The organism is Pseudorhodobacter turbinis, assembly GCF_005234135.1.
Lineage (GTDB): Bacteria > Pseudomonadota > Alphaproteobacteria > Rhodobacterales > Rhodobacteraceae > Pseudorhodobacter > Pseudorhodobacter turbinis.
Genome location: NZ_CP039965.1, coordinates 63,221 through 86,102 on the forward strand (window position 1 = coordinate 63,221; position 22,882 = coordinate 86,102).

19 protein-coding genes are annotated in these 22,882 nt (G+C 61.2%); 12 read left to right on the top strand and 7 right to left on the bottom strand.

The window, feature by feature from the left end:
• Nucleotides 1–7 precede the first annotated feature (7 nt).
• The 3 genes from gcvH to trxC all read left to right on the top strand — a co-directional run bounded on the left by gcvH (nucleotide 8) and on the right by trxC (nucleotide 3,821).
• Nucleotides 8–367 carry a glycine cleavage system protein GcvH gene (gene gcvH, locus EOK75_RS12645; protein WP_137195774.1) on the top strand — a complete coding sequence of 120 codons (360 nt, stop codon included), beginning with the start codon at nucleotides 8–10 and terminating at the stop codon, nucleotides 365–367.
• A gap of 68 nt (nucleotides 368–435) precedes the next feature.
• On the top strand, nucleotides 436–3,276 hold the full coding sequence (gene gcvP, locus EOK75_RS12650) for an aminomethyl-transferring glycine dehydrogenase (protein ID WP_137194446.1): 2,841 nt from the start codon (nucleotides 436–438) through the stop codon (nucleotides 3,274–3,276).
• 101 nt (nucleotides 3,277–3,377) lie between these two features.
• A complete protein-coding gene (trxC, locus tag EOK75_RS12655) occupies nucleotides 3,378–3,821 on the top strand; it encodes a thioredoxin TrxC (RefSeq protein WP_137194447.1) in 444 nt (147 codons plus the stop codon).
• A gap of 7 nt (nucleotides 3,822–3,828) precedes the next feature.
• On the opposite strand, the gene EOK75_RS12660 is transcribed toward trxC, so the two are convergent.
• The gene (locus tag EOK75_RS12660) at nucleotides 3,829–4,857 is read right to left on the bottom strand and encodes an acyltransferase family protein (protein WP_137194448.1); all 1,029 of its coding nucleotides are present in this window, start codon (nucleotides 4,855–4,857) and stop codon (nucleotides 3,829–3,831) included.
• A gap of 402 nt (nucleotides 4,858–5,259) precedes the next feature.
• On the opposite strand from EOK75_RS12660, the gene EOK75_RS12665 reads away from it, so the two are divergent.
• Together EOK75_RS12665 and EOK75_RS12670 are read left to right on the top strand one after the other, a co-directional pair.
• Entirely contained in the window at nucleotides 5,260–5,838 is a 579-nt protein-coding gene (locus EOK75_RS12665) for a TRAP transporter small permease subunit (RefSeq protein WP_137194449.1), read from the top strand.
• Nucleotides 5,838–7,229: a TRAP transporter large permease gene (locus EOK75_RS12670; RefSeq protein ID WP_137194450.1), complete on the top strand. Its 1,392-nt coding sequence runs from the start codon at nucleotides 5,838–5,840 to the stop codon at nucleotides 7,227–7,229. The genes EOK75_RS12665 and EOK75_RS12670 overlap by 1 nt, the downstream gene beginning before the upstream one ends.
• A 99-nt stretch (nucleotides 7,230–7,328) precedes the next feature.
• Here EOK75_RS12670 and EOK75_RS12675 read toward each other — a convergent pair whose 3' ends face one another.
• From EOK75_RS12675 to EOK75_RS12685, 3 genes are read right to left on the bottom strand one after another with little or no spacing between them, the layout of a single operon-like run.
• Nucleotides 7,329–8,663, bottom strand: coding sequence for a sensor histidine kinase (locus tag EOK75_RS12675; RefSeq protein WP_137194451.1), 1,335 nt, complete (start codon nucleotides 8,661–8,663; stop codon nucleotides 7,329–7,331).
• Nucleotides 8,664–8,665: 2 nt separating this feature from the next.
• Nucleotides 8,666–9,325, bottom strand: coding sequence for a response regulator transcription factor (locus tag EOK75_RS12680; protein ID WP_137194452.1), 660 nt, complete (start codon nucleotides 9,323–9,325; stop codon nucleotides 8,666–8,668).
• A gap of 6 nt (nucleotides 9,326–9,331) precedes the next feature.
• Nucleotides 9,332–9,679 carry a PepSY domain-containing protein gene (locus EOK75_RS12685; protein WP_137194453.1) on the bottom strand — a complete coding sequence of 116 codons (348 nt, stop codon included), beginning with the start codon at nucleotides 9,677–9,679 and terminating at the stop codon, nucleotides 9,332–9,334.
• Between the two features lie 194 nt (nucleotides 9,680–9,873).
• On the opposite strand from EOK75_RS12685, the gene EOK75_RS12690 reads away from it, so the two are divergent.
• The 5 genes from EOK75_RS12690 to EOK75_RS12710 are packed head-to-tail and all read left to right on the top strand — an operon-like array spanning nucleotide 9,874 to nucleotide 17,425.
• Entirely contained in the window at nucleotides 9,874–11,088 is a 1,215-nt protein-coding gene (locus tag EOK75_RS12690) for a glycosyltransferase family protein (protein ID WP_137194454.1), read from the top strand.
• A gap of 14 nt (nucleotides 11,089–11,102) precedes the next feature.
• Nucleotides 11,103–12,317 (top strand): glycosyltransferase family 4 protein, encoded by a 1,215-nt coding sequence (locus tag EOK75_RS12695; protein WP_137194455.1) that lies wholly within the window; start codon nucleotides 11,103–11,105, stop codon nucleotides 12,315–12,317.
• The gene (locus tag EOK75_RS12700) at nucleotides 12,317–13,468 is read left to right on the top strand and encodes a glycosyltransferase family 4 protein (protein ID WP_137194456.1); all 1,152 of its coding nucleotides are present in this window, start codon (nucleotides 12,317–12,319) and stop codon (nucleotides 13,466–13,468) included. Before EOK75_RS12695 ends, EOK75_RS12700 begins: the two co-directional genes overlap by 1 nt.
• Nucleotides 13,465–15,288, top strand: coding sequence for an ABC transporter ATP-binding protein (locus EOK75_RS12705; protein ID WP_137194457.1), 1,824 nt, complete (start codon nucleotides 13,465–13,467; stop codon nucleotides 15,286–15,288). The genes EOK75_RS12700 and EOK75_RS12705 overlap by 4 nt, the downstream gene beginning before the upstream one ends.
• Nucleotides 15,272–17,425 carry an aminoglycoside phosphotransferase family protein gene (locus EOK75_RS12710; RefSeq protein ID WP_168199242.1) on the top strand — a complete coding sequence of 718 codons (2,154 nt, stop codon included), beginning with the start codon at nucleotides 15,272–15,274 and terminating at the stop codon, nucleotides 17,423–17,425. Before EOK75_RS12705 ends, EOK75_RS12710 begins: the two co-directional genes overlap by 17 nt.
• Here EOK75_RS12710 and EOK75_RS12715 read toward each other — a convergent pair.
• On the bottom strand, nucleotides 17,422–17,733 hold the full coding sequence (locus tag EOK75_RS12715; RefSeq protein ID WP_137194459.1) for an AzlD family protein: 312 nt from the start codon (nucleotides 17,731–17,733) through the stop codon (nucleotides 17,422–17,424). The genes EOK75_RS12710 and EOK75_RS12715 overlap by 4 nt on opposite strands.
• Nucleotides 17,726–18,406: an AzlC family ABC transporter permease gene (locus tag EOK75_RS12720; RefSeq protein ID WP_137194460.1), complete on the bottom strand. Its 681-nt coding sequence runs from the start codon at nucleotides 18,404–18,406 to the stop codon at nucleotides 17,726–17,728. The genes EOK75_RS12715 and EOK75_RS12720 overlap by 8 nt, the downstream gene beginning before the upstream one ends.
• A 150-nt stretch (nucleotides 18,407–18,556) precedes the next feature.
• Between EOK75_RS12720 and metG the strand changes: the two genes are divergently transcribed.
• Nucleotides 18,557–20,266 carry a methionine--tRNA ligase gene (gene metG, locus EOK75_RS12725; protein WP_137194461.1) on the top strand — a complete coding sequence of 570 codons (1,710 nt, stop codon included), beginning with the start codon at nucleotides 18,557–18,559 and terminating at the stop codon, nucleotides 20,264–20,266.
• 56 nt (nucleotides 20,267–20,322) lie between these two features.
• On the opposite strand, the gene rnk is transcribed toward metG, so the two are convergent.
• Entirely contained in the window at nucleotides 20,323–20,763 is a 441-nt protein-coding gene (rnk, locus tag EOK75_RS12730; protein WP_137194462.1) for a nucleoside diphosphate kinase regulator, read from the bottom strand.
• 577 nt (nucleotides 20,764–21,340) lie between these two features.
• Between rnk and EOK75_RS12740 the strand changes: the two genes are divergently transcribed.
• A complete protein-coding gene (locus EOK75_RS12740; RefSeq protein WP_137194463.1) occupies nucleotides 21,341–22,828 on the top strand; it encodes a malonate--CoA ligase in 1,488 nt (495 codons plus the stop codon).
• Nucleotides 22,829–22,882 lie beyond the last annotated feature (54 nt).

Sequence of the window (22,882 nt, forward strand, 5' to 3'; positions counted from 1 at the left end):
TACGATGATGAAATATACCGAAGATCACGAATGGCTGCGGGTAGAGGGCGATCTTGTCGTCGTCGGCATTACCGAACATGCGGCAACCCAATTGGGCGATGTTGTGTTCGTGGAACTGCCCGAGCCTGAAACCATGGTCGCCACCGGGGATGAGGTGGTGGTGATCGAATCCGTCAAGGCGGCATCCGATATTCTGGCCCCGATTGATGGCCAGATTGTCGAGGTTAACGACAAGCTTTCCGACAAGCCCGGTTTGGTCAATGACGATGCCACCGGTGATGCATGGTTCTTCAAGATGAAGATCGACGATATGGCGGTGCTGGATGCCTTCATGTCGGAAGACGAATATAATGATCTGATCGGCTAAACGCCACGAAAGCCCCCGGATTTTCGCAAGCCTCTGGGGGCTTTTTGCCGGATTTTTTGGGGATGGACATGACCTATACGCCTGTTGACTATAACACCTATGATTTCGCCAACCGCCGCCACATCGGCCCCTCGCCCGAGGAGATGGCAGAGATGCTGCGGGTTGTCGGGACCGCCAGCCTTGAGACGTTGATGGATGAAACCATCCCGGCGTCCATCCAGCAGAAAACGCCGCTTGGCTGGGCCGGTTTGGCCGAGCATGAGCTGCTGGCAAAAATGCGAGAGGTTGCTGCCAAGAACAAGGTGATGACCAGCCTGATCGGGCAGGGCTATTACGGTACGGTGACGCCGCCCGCGATCCAGCGCAATATCTTTGAAAACCCCGCGTGGTACACTGCCTATACCCCCTATCAGCCCGAGATCGCGCAGGGCCGGCTAGAGGCGCTGTTGAACTATCAGACCATGGTCTCGGATCTGACGGGCCTGCCGGTTGCTAATGCCAGCTTGTTGGATGAGGCAACTGCGGCGGCCGAAGCCATGACAATGGCCGAGCGTAGCGCCAAGTCAAAGGCGCGCGCCTTTTTCGTGGATCGCAATTGCCATCCGCAAACTATCGCCGTCATCAAAACCCGCGCCCAACCTTTGGGGATTGAGGTGATCGTTGGAGATCCCGCAATGATGGAGGCCGATAAGGTCTTTGGCGGGATCTTCCAATATCCCGGCACTTACGGCCATGTTACCGATTACACAGATCAAATTGCGGCATTGCACGGGGCCAAGGCGATTGCTGTCGTCGCCACGGACCTGCTGGCGCTGACCATGATCAAGGAGCCGGGTGCGATGGGGGCCGATATCGCGATTGGCTCCAGCCAGCGGTTCGGGATTCCGATGGGCTATGGTGGGCCGCATGCGGCGTTCATGTCTTGTACCGATGCGTTGAAACGCTCAATGCCGGGGCGGATTGTCGGTGTGTCAATCGACAGCCGGGGTAACACTGCCTACCGGCTTGCGCTGCAAACCCGTGAGCAACATATCCGCCGTGAAAAGGCCACCTCCAACGTGTGTACGGCGCAGGCGCTGCTTGCGGTTATGGCGTCGTTTTATGCGGTGTTCCACGGGCCAAAGGGGCTGCGCTCCATCGCGGAACGGGTGCATTTTTCCACTGTCCGTCTGGCGCGGGCGTTGAAAGCGGCAGGGGCAAAAGTGTCGCCCGATGCGGTGTTTGACACCATCACGGTCGAGGTTGGCGTGGGCCAAGCTGGCATTCTGGCCGCCGCCCGCCAAGAGGGGTTGAATTTCCGCAAGATCGGCAATGATCGCGTCGGGATCAGCCTTGATGAAACCTCGGATGAGCGGGTTCTGATCAGCGTTCTGCGCGCCTTCGGGATTGAGGGCGTGCCACCGCACCGTGCAGAGCTGGGCTTTCCGGAAACGATGCTGCGCCAAAGCGATTATCTGACCCATCCGGTGTTCCATATGAACCGCGCGGAATCGGAAATGATGCGCTATATGCGGCGTCTGTCGGACCGCGACTTGGCGCTTGACCGTGCGATGATCCCCTTGGGCTCTTGCACCATGAAGCTGAACGCCGCCGCCGAGATGATGCCGATCACATGGCCTGAATTCGGGTCTTTGCACCCGTTTGTGCCTGTGGATCAAGCGCTTGGCTATAAAGAGGCGATTGACGATCTTTCGGCCAAGCTATGTGAGATTACTGGCTATGACGCCATGTCGATGCAGCCCAATTCTGGTGCCCAGGGGGAATATGCGGGGCTGTTGACCATTGCCGCCTATCACCGCGCCAATGGCGGAGAGCAGCGCAACATCTGTCTGATCCCGACCTCGGCGCATGGCACCAATCCGGCCTCGGCGCAGATGGCGGGGATGAAGGTCGTGGTGGTGAAATCCGCACCCAACGGCGATGTCGATCTTGATGATTTCCGCGACAAGGCGGCGGCGGCGGGCGACAAGCTTGCGGCCTGCATGATCACCTATCCCTCGACCCATGGTGTGTTTGAGGAAACCGTGCGCGAGGTCTGCAAGATCACGCATGATTTCGGTGGGCAGGTCTATATCGACGGGGCGAATATGAACGCGCTGGTTGGCCTTGTGAAGCCGGGCAAAATCGGCGGCGACGTGAGCCACCTAAACCTGCACAAGACCTTTGCGATCCCGCATGGCGGCGGGGGCCCGGGCATGGGGCCGATCGGGGTTGGTGCGCATCTGGCGCCCTATCTGCCCGGACATCCTGAATCCGGCGGCGAGGAAGGGCCGGTTTCGGCCACGCCTTATGGCTCGGCCAGTATCCTTCTGATCTCATGGGCTTATTGCTTGATGATGGGCGGTGAAGGGTTGACGCAGGCGACACGGGTGGCGATCCTGAACGCCAACTATATCGCGGCACGGCTGAACGGCGCTTATCCGATCTTGTTCATGGGTAATAAGGGACGGGTCGCGCATGAGTGTATCTTGGACACGCGGGTGTTTGCGGATTGCGGTGTGACAGTTGACGATATCGCCAAGCGCTTGATCGACAACGGTTTTCACGCGCCAACCATGTCATGGCCCGTATCCGGCACCTTGATGGTGGAGCCGACGGAATCTGAGACCAAGGCCGAGATTGACCGTTTCATCACCGCGCTTTTGGCCATTCGCGCCGAGATCCAATCCGTGCAGGACGGTGATATTTCCGCCGAGGATAGTCCGCTGCGCCATGCCCCCCATACGGTCAATGATCTGGTTGCCGAATGGGACCGCAAATACAGCCGGGAGGCGGCATGCTTTCCACCGGGTGCATTCCGCGTGGATAAATATTGGCCCCCCATCGGGCGGGTCGATAACGTGCACGGCGATCGCAACCTGATTTGCATTTGCCCGCCCTTATCCGATTATGAGGACGCCGCAGAATAAAGAGAGGCCGGGTTTATCCCGGCCTTTCCGTTTTCGGGGGGCTTGAAAGTCGCGGACTGCAAGATCATATATTCCGTGCCGTGAATATAGTAAGGTGAATTATGTCGGATGCTGTAAAACTTGCCTGTAGCACTTGTGGGCAGATGAACCGGGTGCCTCTGTCCAAGCTGAAAGACGGCGCGAAATGCGGGTCTTGTGGCGATGCGCTGGTGACGGGCAAAGTGGCAGAGCTGGATCTGGCAACACATGACAAATCTACGCGGGGCGATGAGCTGCCGCTGCTGGTAGATTACTGGGCGCCCTGGTGTGGCCCTTGCCGCATGATGGCACCGGAATTTGCCAAAGCTGCCAAAGCCTTGGAGGGACGCGCGCGTTTCGCAAAGATCAACACCCAAGACCACCCGAAAGTGTCGGACAGATTGCGCATTCAGGGCATTCCGCTTTTGATCCTATGGCACAAGGGGCGTGAGATTGCCCGCCTGCCGGGCGCACGGCCCGCCGCCGAGATACAGGCCTTTGTCGAAAGCAAGGTCAAAACGCGTTAAGGGCGGGTCACTTGAACCCGAGCAATCGTACCGCGCCAATCTTTTGCGCGCACCACAGCAGGATCAGCGGCCCCAGAATGCCGATCCCGAACCCGATAGCGACATGCCAGCTAAGGCTGGTAACGCCAATGGCAAAAAGCACTTCGCGCATCGCCGCCGAAAAGATCGTATGGGCCAGATAGATCGCCATCGAGGCGATCCCGAGCCGCGTCAGCCATGTGCTAAGCTGTGGGCCGATATCTTGGCTGAGGCCTGCGCAAACGGTCAAAAAACACAAGGTGAGCACAAGCGAGCCGCCAAGCAGAATCACCGGTGACTGTGGCAAAAACGGATATGCCACAACGACCAAAAGAAAAACCGCCAGCGCGCCCATTCGACGGGTTCGGTTCAGGGTTGAAAGGTCAAGTGTTTGGCTCAACACGATCCCCAGCACGAAATACGGTGCATTCAGAAGGGCAGGCCCGATCAGCCGGTAAAAAATGTCGGGCAAGGGCCAAAGCGCCAGCGCAATCGCCCCCACTGCCAGCCCCAAAAGACCCACTGTGGAATATCGGCCGCTGGACATCATCGGACGGGTCAGCAGCAAGGCCATTTGCAACACGTATAGCGCCCACAAAAACCAAAGATGAAGATGCCCCGGTATGGGCAGGACCAGCATGTCCGTGAACGTAATCGGTTGGTTGGCGACAGACCCCGCCGCCAGTTTGACCCCGAGAAAGATATAGGTCCAAACCACCATCGGCCAGATTAACCGCGACACCCGACTGACAGTAAAGCTGCGCGGCGTCGCCCGCCATAAGGAACCTGCAACCAGCAGCCCGGACAGCGCAAAGAACACCGGCATGTGGAAGGCATATATCCGGGAATCGACGGCGTGAAACAGCGCAGGGGGGATCAGCCCAGCTTCATTGACCCCGCGCCAGGCGTGGCCGAAGACGACCAAAAGGATCGCCAGCCCTTTTGCTGTGTCGATCCAGTCCGACCGTTGCAGAATTTTGTAAGGCGGCGCATCTGCGTTAATAGAACGGTCAAACATATTTAAGCACTTTTAAGGGGATACCGACGTTTGCACTCACAACGCACTGTCTGCCGCCGGAGATTGGCATTGTCGAGGTCTTCACGGCGGAGAGGGTGATCTTTAGCGGTTTTTGGCCGTCCCCGACGCTCTTTTTTCGCCGTGCGGGCGATCACCACACGCCTGACGCTTTGTGTTGTTTTTGAATGCCCTTATGGTTGTAGGGCGGGGTGGGCTAGGCCCACATTCTGCCTCGTGGTTCAGTCCCAAAAGAGAATCACGGGGCTTCAATTCGGGGAAATCCCTGCGGCACCAGGGTCGGTTGGGGGCATCGGGTGATCTAAAACTTGACTTTCTGCCGTTGTGCTTTGATTGAGGCAGCTAGACTTGGGCCCGGAACAATTTCAAGGGAAAGGGGGGCGAATGCAGTTTCTTGGCAAAATTGCCGCAATGATATGCGCATTCAATCTTTTTATCGGTAAGACATTCGCCTGGCTTTCACTGGGTATAGTCGGCGTTTGTTTTACGGTCGTTGTGCAACGCTATGTTTTCGCAGCAAGCTATGTGTGGATGCAAGACCTCTACATCTGGCTGAACGGTGCGATGTTTACGGCAGTGGCGGGCTTTGCCTTGCTGCGCGATGACCATGTGCGGGTGGATATTTTCTACCGCCCCGCGCGCAAGCGGACGCGGGCGCTGACGGATCTTATCGGTGTGTTTCTGTTCTTGTTGCCCTTTACCTGGGTGGTCTACGCCTATTCGATGCCCTTCGTGCAGCGCGCCTGGAGCTATAGTGAAAGCTCTGCGAATGTGGGGGGGATGCCGGGGCTGTTTATCCTGAAAAGCTTCATTATCGTCTTTGCCGCTTTGATAGCGCTACAAGGCGTGGCGATGATCATCCGGTCCATTCTGATGCTGTCAGGGAATGAGCATTTGGTCCCCGACGTCATAAAATACACTGCCGATCAGGCGAAGCCGACGCCAGAAGAAGGAACCCTTTGATGGACCCGGTCCTTATTGGCGAGCTTCTCGCCGCTTTGATGTTTTTTGGTGTGATCGGCTTTTTGCTGCTTGGCTTTCCGGTTGCCTTCACCCTTGCCGGGGTGTCGCTTATGTTTGGCATGGTGGGCATGTCTTTGGGGGTGTTTGACCCGTCCAATTTCGGCTCTCTGCCCAACCGCTATATCGGCTTCATGACAAGTGAGGTTCTGGTCGCGGTGCCGCTCTTTATCTTCATGGGGGTGATGCTGGAGCGAAGCCAGATCGCAGAGCAACTGCTGCTGACGATGGGCAAGATGTTTGGCAACCTGCGCGGCGGGCTGGGCATATCGGTGGTGCTTGTGGGTGCTATGCTTGCGGCCTCTACCGGGGTGGTCGGGGCGACCGTTGTGACGATGGGGCTGATTTCGCTGCCCGCGATGTTGCGCGCGGGGTATGATCCCAAGCTGGCGACGGGTGTTATCTGTGCAAGTGGTACCTTGGGGCAGATCATCCCGCCCTCGACCGTTTTGATTTTCATGGGCGATATGCTGTCGGGGATCAACAGTCAGGTGCAGATGGCAAAGGGCAACTTTGCGCCGACGCCAGTGTCTGTGGGCGATCTCTTTGCGGGGGCGCTGCTGCCGGGTGTGCTGCTGGTGATGCTCTATCTGTCTTATGTGGTGTTCAAGGCGATCACGGACCCGCAATCCTGCCCCGCCACACCGGTGCCTGCGGATGAAAAGGGCACGCTGTTGCGTGAGGTTTCTGTCGCATTGCTGCCGCCGATGATGCTTATTCTGGCGGTGCTCGGGTCCATCCTTGGCGGGATCGCAACCCCGACCGAGGCGGCCTCTGTCGGGGCTGTGGGCGCGATGGTGCTGGCGGCGTTGCGCAGTCGGCTGTCGTTTGGGATTGTGCGGGAAACGGCGATTGCCACGGCGACGATCACCAGCATGGTCTTTGTGATCTTGCTGGGTGCTTCGGTGTTTTCGGTGGTGTTCCGGATGATGGGGGGGGATAATCTCGTTCATGAATTCCTGAGCAACCTGCCGGGCGGGCGCTTGGCCGCAGTTGCCGTTGTGATGATGATCATGTTCTTCCTCGGGTTCATCCTCGACACGTTCGAGATCATCTTTATCGTCATCCCGATCACGGCTCCGGTGCTTTTGGCGCTGGATGTTGATCCGGTCTGGCTGGGCGTTCTGGTGGGGGTGAACTTGCAAACGTCCTTCCTGACACCGCCCTTCGGTTTTGCGCTGTTCTACTTGCGCGGCGTGGCCCCCGATACATTGCCAACCAGCGCGATCTACAAAGGTATTATGCCCTTTGTGGCGTTGCAGGTCATAGCGATTGCGATCTTGTTTGCTTTCCCCGAGATCGTCACATGGTTGCCCCGTCTTATTGCGGGATGAACCAAGGCGTATAGGCAGGTAAAAAATAGGGCCCCGGTGCAGTGTGTCACCGGGGCCCTATGGTTTTGACAACACTGCAATCTCGCGGAATGGTGCGGCCTACCGGAGGCCGGGCAGCACGAGTTCCGCCTCGAATCCCGGGTTAAGGTTGCGCAGGTGGAGCGCGCCAGAGGCCTCTGCCGCGATGTCGGCCACGATGGCAAGGCCAAGCCCCGTTCCCTCCCGCCGCTCATCCAGACGCAGGCCGCGTTCGGGCAAACGATCAAGCAGCTCTGCGGTTGCGCCTGCCCCGTCGTCGCGGACCCGGATCTCGATCTGATCGTGATTTCTGGCACAGGTGATGGCAACGCGTGTGTTGGCATGGCGCACAGCGTTCTCTGCCAAGGCACCAAGCGCTTCGGCGAGGTCGGCGCGGTGGAGCCGAACCATGAGCCCCGCCACCCCCTCGACGCTGATGCGCAACTGCGCGCCTTCGGGGGTGCGGCGCAGCACAGAGGCGACAGATTTTGCGACCTCGACGGGATCGCTTGATCCGGCAGCACCCGCTGCACGGCGGGCGCGGGCCAATTCGCGGTCCACGTGGCTGCGCATGCTGCGGCCGATCTCTTCGACGCCAAGGGCTGCATCTTCGGCGCCGATGGCCCGAAGGCGCGCGGTTTCTCCCATAAGCGCCTGAAGCGGGGTCTTGAGGCCGTGCGCAAGATCGCCCGCCCTAAGCCGCGACCGTTCCAGCTCGACCTCGCGCTTTTCCAGCAGCGCGTCAATCTCGGCGGCGAGAGGCACAACTTCAGGTGGCAGATCCCGCCCGATCCGCCGGGCTGTGCCGTCACTCAGTGCCGATACCCTGTCGCCGATGGCCGACAGCGGCCTGAGCGCCACCGTGACAGCCGTCGCCAGCGTGGCCAGAAGTGCAAGCGCCAGAACCGCCAGATAGGGCGTGAGGTCCGTCAGAAAACCGGACCGTGCCGCATCAATTTCGGCCCGTTCAACGGCAACAGCAATGCGCAGCGGCACGTCTTTCCCCGAGGTCGTCACAATGACCCGCCGCACCAGCGCAAGGAGAACCTCCCCCCTTGGGCCCGTCAGGGATCCGCGCCACAGCTCCTCTGCGTCTTGTGGCAGTGGCAGCGTGTAGTCCCAAAGCGAGCGGGACCGCAGGTCCTTTCCGGGGGCCGTGATCTGCCAGTAGTGCCCGGAGTAGGGCCGCTGATAGATTGGATCATACGGTGGCGTCGGCAGCCTCACTTGCGCGTCCTGTCCAAATTCGACGGCGGTGACGAGGTAATCGAGGCGGTTGTCAAGATCGCTGGCCGCGACGCGCTCTACATGCCGGTCGAACAATATGGCCAGCCCCCAAGCAGCCACCCCAAGCGCGATCAAAAGGCCGATCCCGCCTGCCAGCAGAAGGCGGAGCCGGATGGACATATGCCGCATGCCTAGCCTTCCACAATCTGATAGCCGAACCCGCGCCGCGTCTCGATCACCCCGGGGCCGAGCTTGCGGCGCAACCGTGCAACCAGCGCCTCGATGGCGTTTTGTTCGTGGCCGTCCTCGCCACCGTGCAGATGTTCCAGAAGTTCGGTCGAGGGCACCGGCCGATCGCGGTGCAACACAAGATAGGCAAGGCAGCGAAACTCCAGCGGTGTCAGCGTGATGGGCCGGCCGGCCAAAGTGGCGGTCATGCGCGTGGTGTCAAGCGCAAGGGCACCGGCCACCTCGACAGAGGCTGCACGCCCCGCCGCGCGGCGGACGAGGGCGCGAACACGGGCCACGAGTTCCTCCATGCGGAACGGTTTGGGCAGGTAGTCGTCGGCGCCCGCGTCAATACCTTCCACCCGTTCAATCCAGGTGCCGCGTGCGCTTAGAACCAGCACAGGGATTGTAATCCCTTCGGCGCGCCAGCGTTTGAGCACCGCGAGGCCATCCATAAGCGGCAGGCCAAGGTCGAGCACGATGACGTCGTATTCCTCTGTGCCGCCCTTGAACCAAGCAGTTTCCCCGTCGGCCGCACGTTCCACGAAAAAACCGGATGCTTCCAGCGTCGCCGCAAGATCATCTGCGATGCGGGGGTCGTCTTCAACAATCAGGCTGCGCATTTTCGGTCAGTCATCATCGTCCTCATCATCATCAAAGTCCTCTGGCCCGACCTCGGTGATTTCGCCGGTAGCGGCGTCCACATCCACCTCAATAAGCCGCCCGTCGGGGGTTAGAATCTCGAATTCATATTCTTCGAACCGGCCGTCGTCATCGAGGTCAAGTTCGATATCCAGCACCTCACCGGGGAATTCAGCTGCAATGCGTGGCAGCAACGCGGATAGCGGCAGGATCTCTCCCCGGGCGACCGCCGCGCGGGCGAAGTCGCTGTCGGGGAGGACGTCATCCTCTGGCGCGGCTTGGGCCCAAGCGGGGGAAAGCCGGAGCAGCATAAAGATCAGAATAAAAATACGCATATCGACCTCATATCACATCAACCTGACAACGACCTGACAGACCCGATCAGCGGCGCGTCAGGCCCCTTGTGCGAGACGTGTGCCGTCCGGAGAGATTTGGCGCAGGCATAACGCAAGGAGCGGTCCATGAACACCGCAATCCCTGCCGTTTCCCGCGACGAGCTGCCCGACACCAACAAGGAAAAGGACCACGAATGCTCGATACCGAAGATCGATCGCCGCGCGCGCCACGGATCGTGCTCTATTCCCACGATACCCTAGGCTTTGGCCACTTGCGGCGCAATCTGCTGATCGCGGGGGCATTGCGCGACAGTGCTATGGCGCCACAAATCCTGATGATCACAGGAATGCGCGAGGCCGGTGCCTTCGAATTGCCGAAGGGCGTCGATTGCCTGAGCATGCCCGCTTATGAGAAAGGCCGCGACGGCAGCTACAGGCCGCGTGATCTGGGCGGTGATCTGGCCACACTGGTGCAGATCAGGTCGCAGGCCATCAAGGCGGCAGTGGAGGCATTTCGTCCCGACCTGATGATCGTCGACAACGTGCCGCGCGGCGCTTTGCAAGAGCTCGACCCGCTTCTGGAGGCACTGCACGCAGAGGGGCATACGCGCCTTGTGCTGGGCCTGCGCGATGTGATCGACACAGCCGAAACCGTCCGGCGACAATGGGAAGACAAACGCAATTTCGAGACCGTCGCGCGCTATTACGATGATGTTTGGATCTATGGCGATCCGGCATTTTATGACCTGATCAAGGATTGCGGGATGGCAAGATCATTAGGCGGCAAGGGCCGCTTTACCGGCTATCTCGACCATAGTGCGCGGCTGGCCTCGCCAATTGCGGTGCGTTCGCGTGATGCGATTCTGGGCGACGATCCCAGGCCCTATGTGCTGTGTGCCGTGGGCGGCGGGCGCGACGGCCATGCGCTGTGCGAGGCATTTGTAGAGACGACGCTGCCCGAGGGCCATCGCGGCATCTTGGTGACGGGCAGCCAGATGTCAGGCGTGGTGCGCAGCAACCTGCGCAGCCGGGCCGAGGCGCGCGGCGACATGATGTTGCTTGATTTCGTACAGGAACCGATCGCGCTGATGCAGGGGGCCGCCCGTATCGTGGCAATGGGGGGGTATAACACGATCTGCGAAGTGTTGTCGTTGCGCCGCCCCGCGCTGATCGCGCCGCGCACCACACCGCGCGCCGAACAGGTCATAAGGGCGGAAATGCTGGAAGCACATGGTTTGATATCGGTGATCCGGCCCGAGCGTATCTCGGCGGGCACACTTGGCGCCTGGCTTGCAGGTCCGGTCCCGCATCCTGGCAACGTCCAGATCGACATGTGGGGTCTGGAGCGCGTGTGCAAGCTGGCCGAGGCAATGCTGGCTGATGCGCCCGAACTCCACAGTGCAAATTGAAAAGGACCGACAAGATGACCAACCTCCCCCGGATCGGCTATGTGTTGAAACGTTATCCGCGCTACTCCGAGACCTTTGTTGTTACCGAAATTCTGGCGCATGAGGCGGCGGGGCTGAACATCGACATCTTTGCGCTGCGTCCGGTAGAGGAGGCGCATTTTCAGGACATGCTGGGCAGGGTCCGCGCGCCTGTTCACCGCGTACCCGACAGCTTTCGCACGCCGCAGGCGCTTTGGTCACTGATCTGCAAGGCGCGTGACAGGCTGCCCGGTGGGTGGGCGGCGCTGCAGGGGTTCGAGAACGCCGAGGGCCGCGACGTGGCACAGGCCATCTTTGTGGCGCTTGCCTGCCATGAGCGTGGGATCAGTCATCTGCATGCCCATTTCGGCACTGTCTCGACCAGCGTGGCGCGGCTGGCGGCCCGGCTTGCGGGCATCACCTATAGCTTCACCGCCCACGCCAAGGACATATATCACGCCTATGACACGCCGGTTGGGCTGGATGCCAAGCTGCGTGATGCGGCGACCGCGGTTACGGTCTCGGATTACAATGTGGCCTATCTGCGTGACCAGTTCGGCGGGGATGCGGATAAGGTAACACGGATTTACAACGGGCTCGACCTTGACCGTTTCGCGTGGTCTGCCCCCGCCGCGCCAGCGGGCGAGATCTTGGCCGTGGGGCGTCTGGTCGAAAAGAAGGGTTTCGACATCCTGATCGACGCGGTGGCCCATCTGCGTGCAGAGGGACGCGCCGCCACCTGTCGCATTATCGGCGGGGGGGAGGCAGAAGCCGCCTTGCGGTCCCGCATTGCGGCGGCGGGTCTGGAGGGCGTCATCCGCCTAGACGGTCCGCGCCCACAGAACGAAGTCATCGCGGCTTTGCGCGGGGCCGCCATGCTGGCCTGTCCCTGTGTCGTCGGTGAGGATGGCAATCGCGACGGGCTGCCGACGGTACTGCTAGAGGCGATGGCGCTTGGCACGCCCTGTGTGGCGACCGATGTGACAGGCATCCCCGAGTTGGTGCGTGACGGTGAAACCGGGCTTTGCGTGGCGCAGAATGATGCGAAGGCGCTGGCTGCCGCGATGGCACGGCTGCTGGATGATCCGGCGCTTGGGCGGGACATGTCGCGGGCGGGGCGTGACCTGATCGAGGCAGAGTTCGACATCACCCGCAATGCCGCGCGCCTGCGGGATGTATTCGCGGATGCGGTCCAGATGGAGGCCGTGTAATGCGTATTGCCTATGTCTGTACCGATCCCGGCATCCCGACCTTTGGTGCCAAGGGCGCGTCGATCCACGTCCAAGAGATGCTGCGCGCCTTTCTCGGGCGCGGCGCGGAGGTGGTATTGCTCTCTCCTCGTCTGGGCGATCCCGGTCCTGCCGATCTGGAGGCGGTCCGCCGCATTCCCTTGCCGGCCCTGCCGAAAGAAGACGCGCAAAGCCGTGAGCGGCGCATGTTGGCCATGAATGACATGCTTCGGGCGGTGCTGGATGATCTGGGGCCTTTCGACCTGATTTATGAGCGTCATGCCCTTTTCGCCCATGGTGCGATGGAATGGGCGGCGGAAAAAGGTGTGCCGGCCGTGCTGGAGGTCAATGCGCCCCTTATAGCGGAACAGGCCAACCACCGCGCGCTTGCCCTGCCGACTGAGGCCGCCGTCTCGGCGCGCCGCGCGATGTCGGCGGCCGGGGTGGTATCGGCTGTCTCGGACGGTGTGGCATCTTATGCACGTGCATATGGCGCAGGGGATGTCCATGTGATCGCAAATGCCGTCAATCCGGCCCGCTTCCCGCCAACCGCACCGCCGGATGGCCCGTTTACCATCGGTTTTCTGGGCACGTTGAAGCCTTGGCACGATGTCGCAACCCTGATCGAGGCTTTCGCTTGTATGCGCGCCAGTCCGGTTGCGGATGCGCGGCTTCTGATCGTCGGTGACGGCCCTGAACGCCCGGTACTGGAGGCACGGCTTGCCGCATTGGGTCTGCGTGGCGCGGTCCAGTTTACCGGCGCGCTTTGTGCCGCCGAGGTGCCTGCCGCACTTGCCGCGATGCATGCCGCCGTGGCCCCCTATGCGGGACATCAGGCGTTCTACTTCTCGCCCTTGAAGCTATATGAATATATGGCCGCAGGCCTGCCTGTGGTGGCAAGCCGGGTTGGCCATTTGCATGAGGTCGTCGCGGAGGGCCGCACCGGCCTGCTCTGTGTGCCCGATGATGCCGGCTCCCTTGCCAATGCGCTGACACGATTGGCGCGGGATCCCGCCCTGCGGGTCCGGTTGGGGCAGGCTGCGCGCACAGAGGTTCTAAAGCACCATACATGGGGCGGTGTGGCCGAACGCGTGCTGCGTCTTGCCGGATTGACCGTTAGGGGCGCAGCATGAGCCAGGGACGCAAGGATAAGCTCTCGGAGGTGATGCCAAGCCTCGGGCGCATTCTGAGGCGGCTCGCCCCGTATTTGCGCGGGCATCATGGGGTGCTGGGCGGTTCGGTGTTGGCGCTTTTGGCCGCGACGGCGATGAAGCTTTTGGAGCCATGGCCGTTGAAATTCGTCATCGACCGGGTTGTGCCTTCCGCCGCGGGAGAGGTCGCCGGTCTGGCGCAACTTGCCCCAACGACGCTGCTTGCGCTTTGCGCCGTGGGGCTGGTGGTGATCACTGCGCTGAAGGCCTTGTTCCAATACCTGTCCACCGTGGGGTTTGCGATTGTCGGCAATCGGGTGCTGACCAAGGTGCGGTCCGATCTGTTCCGGCATCTGCAAACGCTGTCTCCGGGCTTCCATTCGCGGGCGCGTGCAGGCGATCTGACGATGCGTTTGGTCAGCGATGTCGGGATGTTGAAGGAAACCGCCGTGACTGCGATGCTTCCACTGGCGGCGAATGTGGCTGTGCTGGCGGGTATGCTGGGCGTGATGCTCTGGCTTGACTGGCGGCTGGCACTGCTGGCGCTCTCGCCGCTACCTATCCTGTGGCTGGTGTCCCTGCGCCTGACACGCCGCATCCGTGAGGTTAGCCGCACCCAACGCAGGCGCGAGGGTGAGCTTGCCGCGACAGGTGCCGAGACCATGGCCGGCATCCGCACAGTGCAAGCAATGGGGCTGGAGGACCGCGCCACCGAAGTTTTTGGGGCTGCGGGCAAGCGGGATCTGCGTGCCGGCGTCAAGGGCAAGCGGTTGTCGGCGGGGCTGGAACGCTCGGTCGATGTGCTGACGGGCATGGGGCTGGCGATTGTGCTTTGGTTTGGCAGCTTGCAGGTGATGGCCGGTCGCATCAGCCCGGGTGATCTGCTGGTGTTTATCACCTATCTCAAGAACACCTTCCGCCCGGTACGTGAATACGCCAAATATACCGCGCGACTTGCCAAGGCCGCCGCCGCCGGAGAGCGCGTTGTGGCGCTGCTTGATGAGGAACCCGAGGTGTACGATGCGCCGGATGCCATGCGCGCCCCGCCGCTTGAGGGGCGGGTTGCCTTTGAGGGCGTCCATTTTGGCTATGCGCCGGGCCTGCCGACGTTAAAGGGTGTTTGGGTTGATGTGCCGCCACGCCAATTGGTTGCCGTCACAGGGCCATCGGGCACGGGAAAATCCACCTTGGCCAGCCTGCTTTTGCGGCTTTATGATCCGGCCAAGGGGCGTATTTGTATCGACGGCCACGACCTGCGGTCCCTGACGCTGGCCAGTCTGCGTGCCAATATCGCCTTCGTCCCGCAAGAGACACTGATCCTAAGCGGCACACTGGCAGAAAACATTGCCCTCGGGGCCGGTCGAGAGGTTACGCGAGAGGAGATCGAGCGCGCCGCGATGCTGGCGGGTGCGCATGATTTCATCAGTGCACAGCCCCAAGGATATGATACCGAAACCGCCGAGCGGGGTGTGACGCTTTCGGCAGGTCAGCGCCAGCGTATCGCCATTGCCCGTGCCGCCTTGCGCGCGGCGCCCGTTCTGGTGCTGGACGAGCCGACCGTTGGCCTTGACCGTACCAGCGAGGCGGCGGTTGCCCGCGCGATCTTCCGGCTGGCCGAGGGGCGCACGACGTTCCTCATCACTCACGACCTCAATCTTGCTGCACGGGCGGATCGCATCTTGCATCTTGAGGGCGGGACCGTGGTCGAGGATGGCGACCATGCGGCACTTTTGGCGCGGGGTGGCCAATATGCTGCGATGTGGAACGAGGGAAAGGATGGGCGTCATGCTATTGCCGGTTGAAGAGGGGATCGTCGCGCACGAAGGCGCCCTTCCGGGCTTTCGGTTTGTGTTGGATGCCAAGGCGCTGGGCGCGCGGTTTGCCTTGCCACCGATGACGGCGGTTTACCTGCGCTACAAGCCGGGGACGAGCTGCGTGGCCGCCCTTTTTCCCAAGGATGGCGGGCTCGGCGCGTTGGCTGTGTGGACGTTTCCCCCCGCGCGGTTCCAAGAGGTCGCTGCGCGCACCGAATGGTGCGACGGGGCCGATCCGGCCATTTTCGACGCGGAAAAGTGCCTAGTACTTGTGCCGCTGGCGCGGGACCGCAAGATCAAGGGGGCGCGGCGCCTTGCTGACCCCGGGCGTGGGGCCAGTTTCCTGCGCAAGCTGACGGGCCAGACCGCCATGCCGCAGATTTTACGTTACAAGCCCGGACGCAGGCTGGTGCTTCGTTGCGGTGATACCCTTGTCAAAGCCTATTCGAAAACGGATTTCGCAGCGGCCGTTGAAGGCGCGCGGATTGCGGAAACGCTCGGCGGCGCAACGATTCGCGCCGTGTCCGAGCGGCACCGCTGCATCGCGTGGAACTGGCTTGCCGGGGCCTCTTTATGCGCGGAAAGCAACGGGCAGGGCGACGTGGTGGCGTGGCGGCGCGCGGGCCTGATGTTAACCCGGATCCATTCCTCGGACGCGCGGCCTCATCGCAGGGTCACCCGCACCGATGAGGCAATGGATGACGCGGCCGCTGTTTCGGCATTGATGTCGCTGTCGCAGGATCTTGCCGGACAGGCTGCATCCTTGGTTCTGGCGCTTGCGGCGCGTCTGGAGAAAGCCCCGTTTCACCCGACGCTTATCCATGGTGACTTCAGCGCCGATCAGGTGCTCGTCAATGGGCCGGACGTGGCCATCATCGACTGGGACCGCGCCGCAACCGGCGATCCGGCGCGTGACATCGGCAGCGCGCTGGCGCGTCTGGATGCGCAGTGCATCGATGGAACGATCTCGCGCGCGGAACGCAACGCGTTTACTGCCGCATTATGCGAAGGGTATCGCGGTCCGGCCGGGGCCGAGAACATCGTCCTGCAGCATGCGCGGGCGCTTTTGGCGCTAAGCACCGAGGGATTTCGGCAGCGTCTTCCTTGTTGGCCCGAGCGGGCAAAATCGCTGATGGCGCGTGCGGAGGAAATTCTGTCTGCGACAGCGACCGACCCCGCAATGCCTGCGCTTGACGCGGCGCTGAGCCCGGCGCTGATGGCACCGCTTATCACCGAAACACTGGGGGAGGGGGGCGGCCCTGTCACAGCCGACCTCATGCGTCATAAACCGGGGCGGCGCGCATTGATCCGCTACCGCATTGGTGCGGAGACCCTTCTGGGGAAACTGCGCGCCAAAGGGCCGGATAGCAGAACACCCGCTCTCCATCGGGCCTTACGCGCCGCAGGGCTTGACGGGTGCCCACCCCTGAACGTTGGGGTGCCTGCCGCGCGGGGCCGCATCGCAGCCCCCGCGCTTTGGCTTCAGGATGAGGTCCCGGGGCGCGTGCTTACCTATACCCTGCATTCTGACACCGATACTGGCCCGGCGGCCCGCACCGGCACGGCGCTTGCCCGCCTTCACTTGGCGGGGGGGCTGACCACGCGGGTGTGGACCTTGGCGGATGAGGGCGGGGTGCTTGACCGTGCTTTGGCCGCAGCGCGTGCGCATCTGCCCGCCGAGGCGGCGCGGATCGACGTCATCGCGGTGGCGGCTGCGAGGCTTGTCCAGCGGTTGGGGCCAATGGAGGCAACCGGTATCCACCGCGATTTTTACCCCGATCAGGTGCTGATCAATGGCGATAGGGTATGGCTGCTTGATCTTGATCTTTATGCGCAGGGGGACCCGACGATTGATCTGGCTAATTTCCTTGCGCATCTCGACGAGTACGGCCTGCGCCAATATGGCGATCTGACGGCGCTGGCCCCCCATGCCGCCGCTTTCCTTTCAGGCTATGAGGCGGCGCGGCCCTTGGTCGATCACAGGCGGCTGGAGGCGTTGCGCCTTGTCTCCCTCGCACGGCACATCAACCTGAGCCGCATTATCACCGGCCGAGGACATACGACAAAGGCCTTGATTGATCATTGCTCGGCGCTTCTACGGTTGGGTGGGGCGGTTGTTGTCTAGCCGCCCCAAGCCATCTGGCGCAGAACGTAAATAGCCACGATTCCGACAATCATCGTGACGGGTAGGGAGCGGGTGGCAATCGCCACCAAAAGCGCCACGCCCCCCGCGACCCACTCTGCCGGGCCACCGTTAAGCAACTGCAACGTGACAAGCGCCGTTATCAACGTGCCGGGCAAGGCTTGCAATCCGCGCGCCCAAGCCCCGCTTTGCGGCAGGGCGGCCCCCAGATAGTATCCCCCCAAACGGATCGCCAAATTCGCGGCCGCAAGGCCCGCAATGACGATGGTGAAATCGGATAGTTCAAGCATTGCGCCCCACGATCCCGGCCAGTACCGCCCCCAAGGTGCCGCCGATGACCAGCGCCCATGACGGCTCTATCGGGGTCAGCTTGGCCAGTACCGCCACCGTTACCGCCGAGGCTGCCCATGGGATCACATCGCGCGCGCCGGACCAAAGCCCGCGCAGAATGGCGATAAAGGCGGCGGTAAAAGCAAAATCAATGCCCAAGGCGCGCGGTTCGGGCAGGGTGGCGGCAAAGCCGGTGCCAAGGGTGGTGGCCGTGACCCACATCATCATCATGCAGGTGCCCGCACCCACCAGATACCAATAGCCCGCATTGCCGCCCTTGGCGCGTGTCGCATGCATCAAGGCCCAGCTCTCATCGGTGGTCAGGTGCACACCCAACAGCTTTTGCCAAAAGGGCCGACCCGCCAGCACATCGCGCAAGGACGCCGTCATCAGCAAAATCCGTAGGTTCAATGCGACCCCCGCGATCAAGGCCGCCCCCGCACCGGCTCCTGCCGCCAGCCTTTCCATCGCGACAAACTGTGCGGATCCGGAAAACGCTATCGTGCCCATCACGCCGGTCTGTAGCACGCTCATCCCTGCCTGAGCGGCCAGCAGCCCGAAGGCAAGTCCATAAAGCGAGGCGCCAAGCGCCAGCGGAACCACATCGCGAAAGCCGGATTTGAATTGCTGCATGGGCGGGCCTTTTTTGTTGCAACCCGTGCTCTAACGAGCCTTCGCTGGGGGCGTCAAGCGCAAGACTTGCGAATTGGGGCAAGGGACTTCTGGCCCTTGCCGCGGGCTTGGGGTAAATGGGGGGCTTGGTATTCGAGCAAGGGGCACCCAATGGCCAGACATCTGATTACATCCGCTATTCCATATATTAATGGTATCAAGCACTTGGGCAACCTTGTGGGCAGTCAGCTGCCTGCCGATCTTTATGCGCGCTACTTGCGGGCACGCGGCCATGAGGTGCTGTTTTTGTGCGCGACCGACGAACACGGCACCCCTGCAGAGCTGGCCGCAGCCAAGGCAGGCAAGCCCGTGGCCGACTATTGCACCGAAATGCATGCCGTTCAGGCCGAGATCGCGAAGGGGTTCAGCCTGTCGTTTGATCACTTTGGCCGCTCTTCCAGCCCGCAAAACCATGCGCTGACCCAAGCTTTTGCCGCACGGCTGGCCGACCAAGGGTTGATCCGCGAAGTGGTGGAAGAGCAGATGTATTCCGTCGCCGACGGCCGCTTTTTGCCGGACCGTTATATTGAGGGCACCTGCCCGAATTGCGGGTTTGAATCGGCGCGCGGCGACCAATGCGACAATTGCACCAAGCAGCTTGACCCCGTCGATCTGATCAACCCGCGCTCCACCGTTTCCGGTTCGACCGATCTGGAGTTGCGCGAAACCAAGCACCTCTACCTGTGCCAGTCGCAGATGAAACAGCGGCTTTCGGAGTGGATCGAAAGCAAGGATGACTGGCCGGTCCTGACCACCTCTATCGCCAAGAAATGGCTCAATGACGGGGATGGCTTGCAAGACCGCGGCATCACCCGCGACCTGAAATGGGGTGTGCCCGCCCAGTTTGACGGCGCCCCGTGGGAAGGCATGGAAGGCAAGGTTTTCTATGTCTGGTTCGACGCGCCCATCGAATATATCGCCTGCGCGCAGGAATGGGCCGAAGGCACCGGCACGGATTGGGAACGCTGGTGGCGCACCGATAAGGGCGCCGATGATGTGACTTACACCCAGTTTATGGGCAAGGATAACGTGCCGTTTCACACGCTTGGTTTTCCCGTGACGATCCTCGGGTCCAATCAACCGTGGAAGCTGGTGGATTACATCAAATCCTTCAACTACCTCAATTATGACGGCGGCCAGTTTTCTACCTCGCGCGGGCGCGGGGTGTTTATGGACCAAGCGTTGGAGCTGTTGCCCGCCGACTACTGGCGCTGGTGGCTGTTGTCGCATGCGCCCGAAAGCTCGGATGCCGAGTTCACATGGGAGAATTTCCAGCAATCGGCCAATAAGGATCTGGCGGATGTACTTGGGAACCTTGTCAGCCGTGTCACCAAATTCTGCCGCTCCAAATTTGGCGAGACCGTGCCAGAGGGCGGCACGTGGGGCGCGGCAGAAGAGGCGCTGATCACGGAATTGGAAACCCGCCTGCGCGCTTATGAGGGCTATATGGAGGCGATGGAGGTTCGCAAAGCCTCGATCGAGCTGCGCAGCCTTTGGGTGGCGGGCAATGAATATTTGCAGGCCGCCGCCCCGTGGACAGTGGTGAAGACCGACCCCGAGCAGGCGGCGGCGGTGATCCGTTTGGCGCTGAACCTGATCCGCATTTACGCGGTCGTCTCACAGCCCTTTATCCCGGGCGCTGCGGCGTCGATGATGGCGGGGATGAAAGCCGACGATTGGTCTTGGCCCACGGATCTGCGTGCCGCGCTGACGGCCTTGCCTGTTGGTCATGCGTTTGAGGTGCCCGAGGTGCTGTTCCGCAAGATCACAGACGAAGAGCGCGCCGAGTGGCAAGAACGTTTTGCCGGAACGCGAACATAACGCCCGAAAAGGCCGCGCGCGTTCCGGTCGTGCCTCGCGTCTGACCCCCGAGGGGGTTAGACGTTTTCCGCGTCGGTGTCAGGCTGGTCAACCCGGATCACGGTTAATGTCCGGCGCTGGTTGTCACGGGTGTCCCAGTAAAAGCCCGCACCTTCGGCCAAGCCCAGAAGGGCCACACCGATCGGCGTCATCACGGAGATGCGCAACTTCGAGATATCAGCGTCCTCGGGGTAGACCAATGTGGCGGATTTCTCATGGCCGGTCCCCTCGTCACGGTAGGTGACGGTGCTGCCGATCGAGACAACGTTCTTTGGCATCTTTGCCGCAGGCACAATCTTGGCGCGACCCACCTCTTCCAACAGCCGATCAGAAAGCGCCGGATTGCGGTGGCGCGCGCCTTCGGCAAGCCCCTCGATATGGGCGAGGTGATCAGCGTTGATGATGATCTTGGGGCTGCGGGTTGTGCGTCTTTTGACGGGTGCAGTTTCTGCGGACATCGATGTTCTCCTTGAGGTCGTATTATGGGGGCAAAGGGCTTGCGGGGCGGGCAAGCAGATGAACCGTGTCGGGCGATAGAGCGCCAATCAGTCCGTTATGGAAATATGTAAAGCCCCCGAGGGTGTGGCAGGCGCAAAGGCGCCTAGACCGCCCGGGGCAAGGGGCGGGTCAGCAGAAGAAACCTGAAATGATCTTCATGTACCATCATAGCCTTAGAGGTAGGTAGCCTTGCATCGAAAGTCAATGTCTGCGGCTGTGGCCTGCTTTATGCAGGTCAAGGACCGGCCGGCCAGTATATGTCAGGGCAGCGGTGCGGTGTTTTTGGTTGACCAAGCGCGGTGACGGGTTGCCCTTTGATCTTTTGATGCGCTTTCATCTTGGCATTGGTGCCAAAGTGCACGACATTCAAACGGGGGCCGATACCTCGGGCAATGGGGCCGCGCTATGGCCAACTACCCTATAACCTGTCGCAAACCGCAATGAGCCATGCGGAGTTTGGGATAAATCCAAATTGGTGGCTTGCAAGCCCGCGCTGGCCAAAGCCGAAACCAACATCAAACCAGAGGAGCGCACCGCGTGACCAATATTTTGTACGATGCGCTGATTGCGCCAAATGCCCGGAACGAGGCTGTTTTCTTGCACTGCGATGACGGAAGCACTCTTAGCTATCGCCGATTTGTCGGGCGCGTGGCGCAATTGGCCAATGTGTTGCAGGCGGCGGGCGTCAAACCCGGGGATCGTGTGGTGGTGCAGGCGCCAAAGCTGGCCGATACGATCGCGCTTTACGCGGCGGCGGTGCAAGCGGGTGCGGTATATCTGCCGCTAAATACCGGCTACACCCAAGCCGAGCTGGCCTATTTCATCGGCGATGCGACCCCGGCGCTTGTGGTTTGTGATGCCGCGAATGAGGGGCAGGTCGCGCCGGTTTGCAATGGCGTGCAGATCCTGACCCTTGCCGAGGGCGGGGCGGGCAGCCTGTCGCAGCAGGCCGATGCGATGCCGACATGCTTTGAAACCGTGCCGCGCGGGCCCGAGGATCTGGCGGCACTGCTTTATACTTCGGGGACCACGGGGCGCTCCAAGGGGGCGATGCTGTCGCATAAAAACCTGCTGTCGAATGCGCAGGTGCTGACCGATTTGTGGCAGATCACGCAGGGGGACCGCCTGATCCATGCCTTGCCGATTTTCCACACGCATGGGCTTTTTGTGGCGATGAATACCTGCCTTTTGGCGGGCGCGCAGGTGCGTTTCATGGCGGCCTTCGATGTGAATGCGATTCTCGACGAAATTCCGGCCTCGACCATGCTGATGGGGGTGCCGACCTTTTACACAAGGCTTCTGGATGACCCGCGCCTGACCCGCGATCTGTGCCGCAACATGCGCCTTTTTGTGTCGGGCTCGGCGCCGCTTCTGGCCGAAACCCATACGGATTTTGAGGGGCGCACAGGCCACCGGATCCTGGAACGTTATGGCATGACCGAAACCAATATGATCACCTCGAACCCTTTTGACGGGGCGCGGGTGGCGGGCACCGTTGGCTTTGCCCTGCCGGGAACCGAGGTGGAGATCACCGCCGATGGCAACCCCCTGCCCGCCGGTGAAATCGGCATGATCGAGGTGCGCGGCGACAATGTGTTTCAAGGCTATTGGAATATGCCCGAAAAGACCGCCGAGGAATTGCGGGACAACGGCTTTTTCATCACTGGCGATCTGGGCGTAAAATCCGCCGATGGCCGGATCAGCATTGTCGGTCGGCAAAAAGATCTCATCATTTCAGGCGGCTATAATATCTATCCCAAAGAGATTGAGGACGTTATCAATGATGTGATCGGCGTTCTGGAAAGCGCTGTATTTGGTGTTGCGCATGCCGATTTTGGCGAATCGGTCGTCGCGGCGGTTGTTCTGGAAAAAGATACGGAGCTGGACGGTGCTGCGATTGCCGAAGTGGTGGAGCCTCTTTTGGCGCGGTTCAAACATCCGCGCCGCTATGTCATGCTAGAGGCGCTGCCGCGCAATACGATGGGCAAGGTCCAAAAGAACATCCTGCGCGCTGAATACGGCTAGGGTCATAGCCATAATTTCAGTGCTGATTAAAAAGGCATTCGGGATGATGCCGCG

Excerpts from the sequence above, each read along its gene's own strand:
- EOK75_RS12695 (WP_137194455.1), top strand. The coding sequence starts at position 11,103 with ATGACCAACCTCCCCCGGATCGGCTATGTGTTGAAACGTTATCCGCGC.
- EOK75_RS12705 (WP_137194457.1), top strand. The coding sequence starts at position 13,465 with ATGAGCCAGGGACGCAAGGATAAGCTCTCGGAGGTGATGCCAAGCCTC.
- gcvP (WP_137194446.1), top strand. The coding sequence starts at position 436 with ATGACCTATACGCCTGTTGACTATAACACCTATGATTTCGCCAACCGC.
- EOK75_RS12660 (WP_137194448.1), bottom strand. The coding sequence starts at position 4,857 with ATGTTTGACCGTTCTATTAACGCAGATGCGCCGCCTTACAAAATTCTG.
- EOK75_RS12670 (WP_137194450.1), top strand. The coding sequence starts at position 5,838 with ATGGACCCGGTCCTTATTGGCGAGCTTCTCGCCGCTTTGATGTTTTTT.
- EOK75_RS12685 (WP_137194453.1), bottom strand. The coding sequence starts at position 9,679 with ATGCGTATTTTTATTCTGATCTTTATGCTGCTCCGGCTTTCCCCCGCT.
- metG (WP_137194461.1), top strand. The coding sequence starts at position 18,557 with ATGGCCAGACATCTGATTACATCCGCTATTCCATATATTAATGGTATC.
- EOK75_RS12665 (WP_137194449.1), top strand. The coding sequence starts at position 5,260 with ATGCAGTTTCTTGGCAAAATTGCCGCAATGATATGCGCATTCAATCTT.
- EOK75_RS12675 (WP_137194451.1), bottom strand. The coding sequence starts at position 8,663 with ATGCGGCATATGTCCATCCGGCTCCGCCTTCTGCTGGCAGGCGGGATC.
- EOK75_RS12715 (WP_137194459.1), bottom strand. The coding sequence starts at position 17,733 with ATGCTTGAACTATCCGATTTCACCATCGTCATTGCGGGCCTTGCGGCC.
- EOK75_RS12720 (WP_137194460.1), bottom strand. The coding sequence starts at position 18,406 with ATGCAGCAATTCAAATCCGGCTTTCGCGATGTGGTTCCGCTGGCGCTT.
- EOK75_RS12690 (WP_137194454.1), top strand. The coding sequence starts at position 9,874 with ATGCTCGATACCGAAGATCGATCGCCGCGCGCGCCACGGATCGTGCTC.
- gcvH (WP_137195774.1), top strand. The coding sequence starts at position 8 with ATGAAATATACCGAAGATCACGAATGGCTGCGGGTAGAGGGCGATCTT.
- trxC (WP_137194447.1), top strand. The coding sequence starts at position 3,378 with ATGTCGGATGCTGTAAAACTTGCCTGTAGCACTTGTGGGCAGATGAAC.
- rnk (WP_137194462.1), bottom strand. The coding sequence starts at position 20,763 with ATGTCCGCAGAAACTGCACCCGTCAAAAGACGCACAACCCGCAGCCCC.
- EOK75_RS12680 (WP_137194452.1), bottom strand. The coding sequence starts at position 9,325 with ATGCGCAGCCTGATTGTTGAAGACGACCCCCGCATCGCAGATGATCTT.
- EOK75_RS12710 (WP_168199242.1), top strand. The coding sequence starts at position 15,272 with ATGCTATTGCCGGTTGAAGAGGGGATCGTCGCGCACGAAGGCGCCCTT.
- EOK75_RS12700 (WP_137194456.1), top strand. The coding sequence starts at position 12,317 with ATGCGTATTGCCTATGTCTGTACCGATCCCGGCATCCCGACCTTTGGT.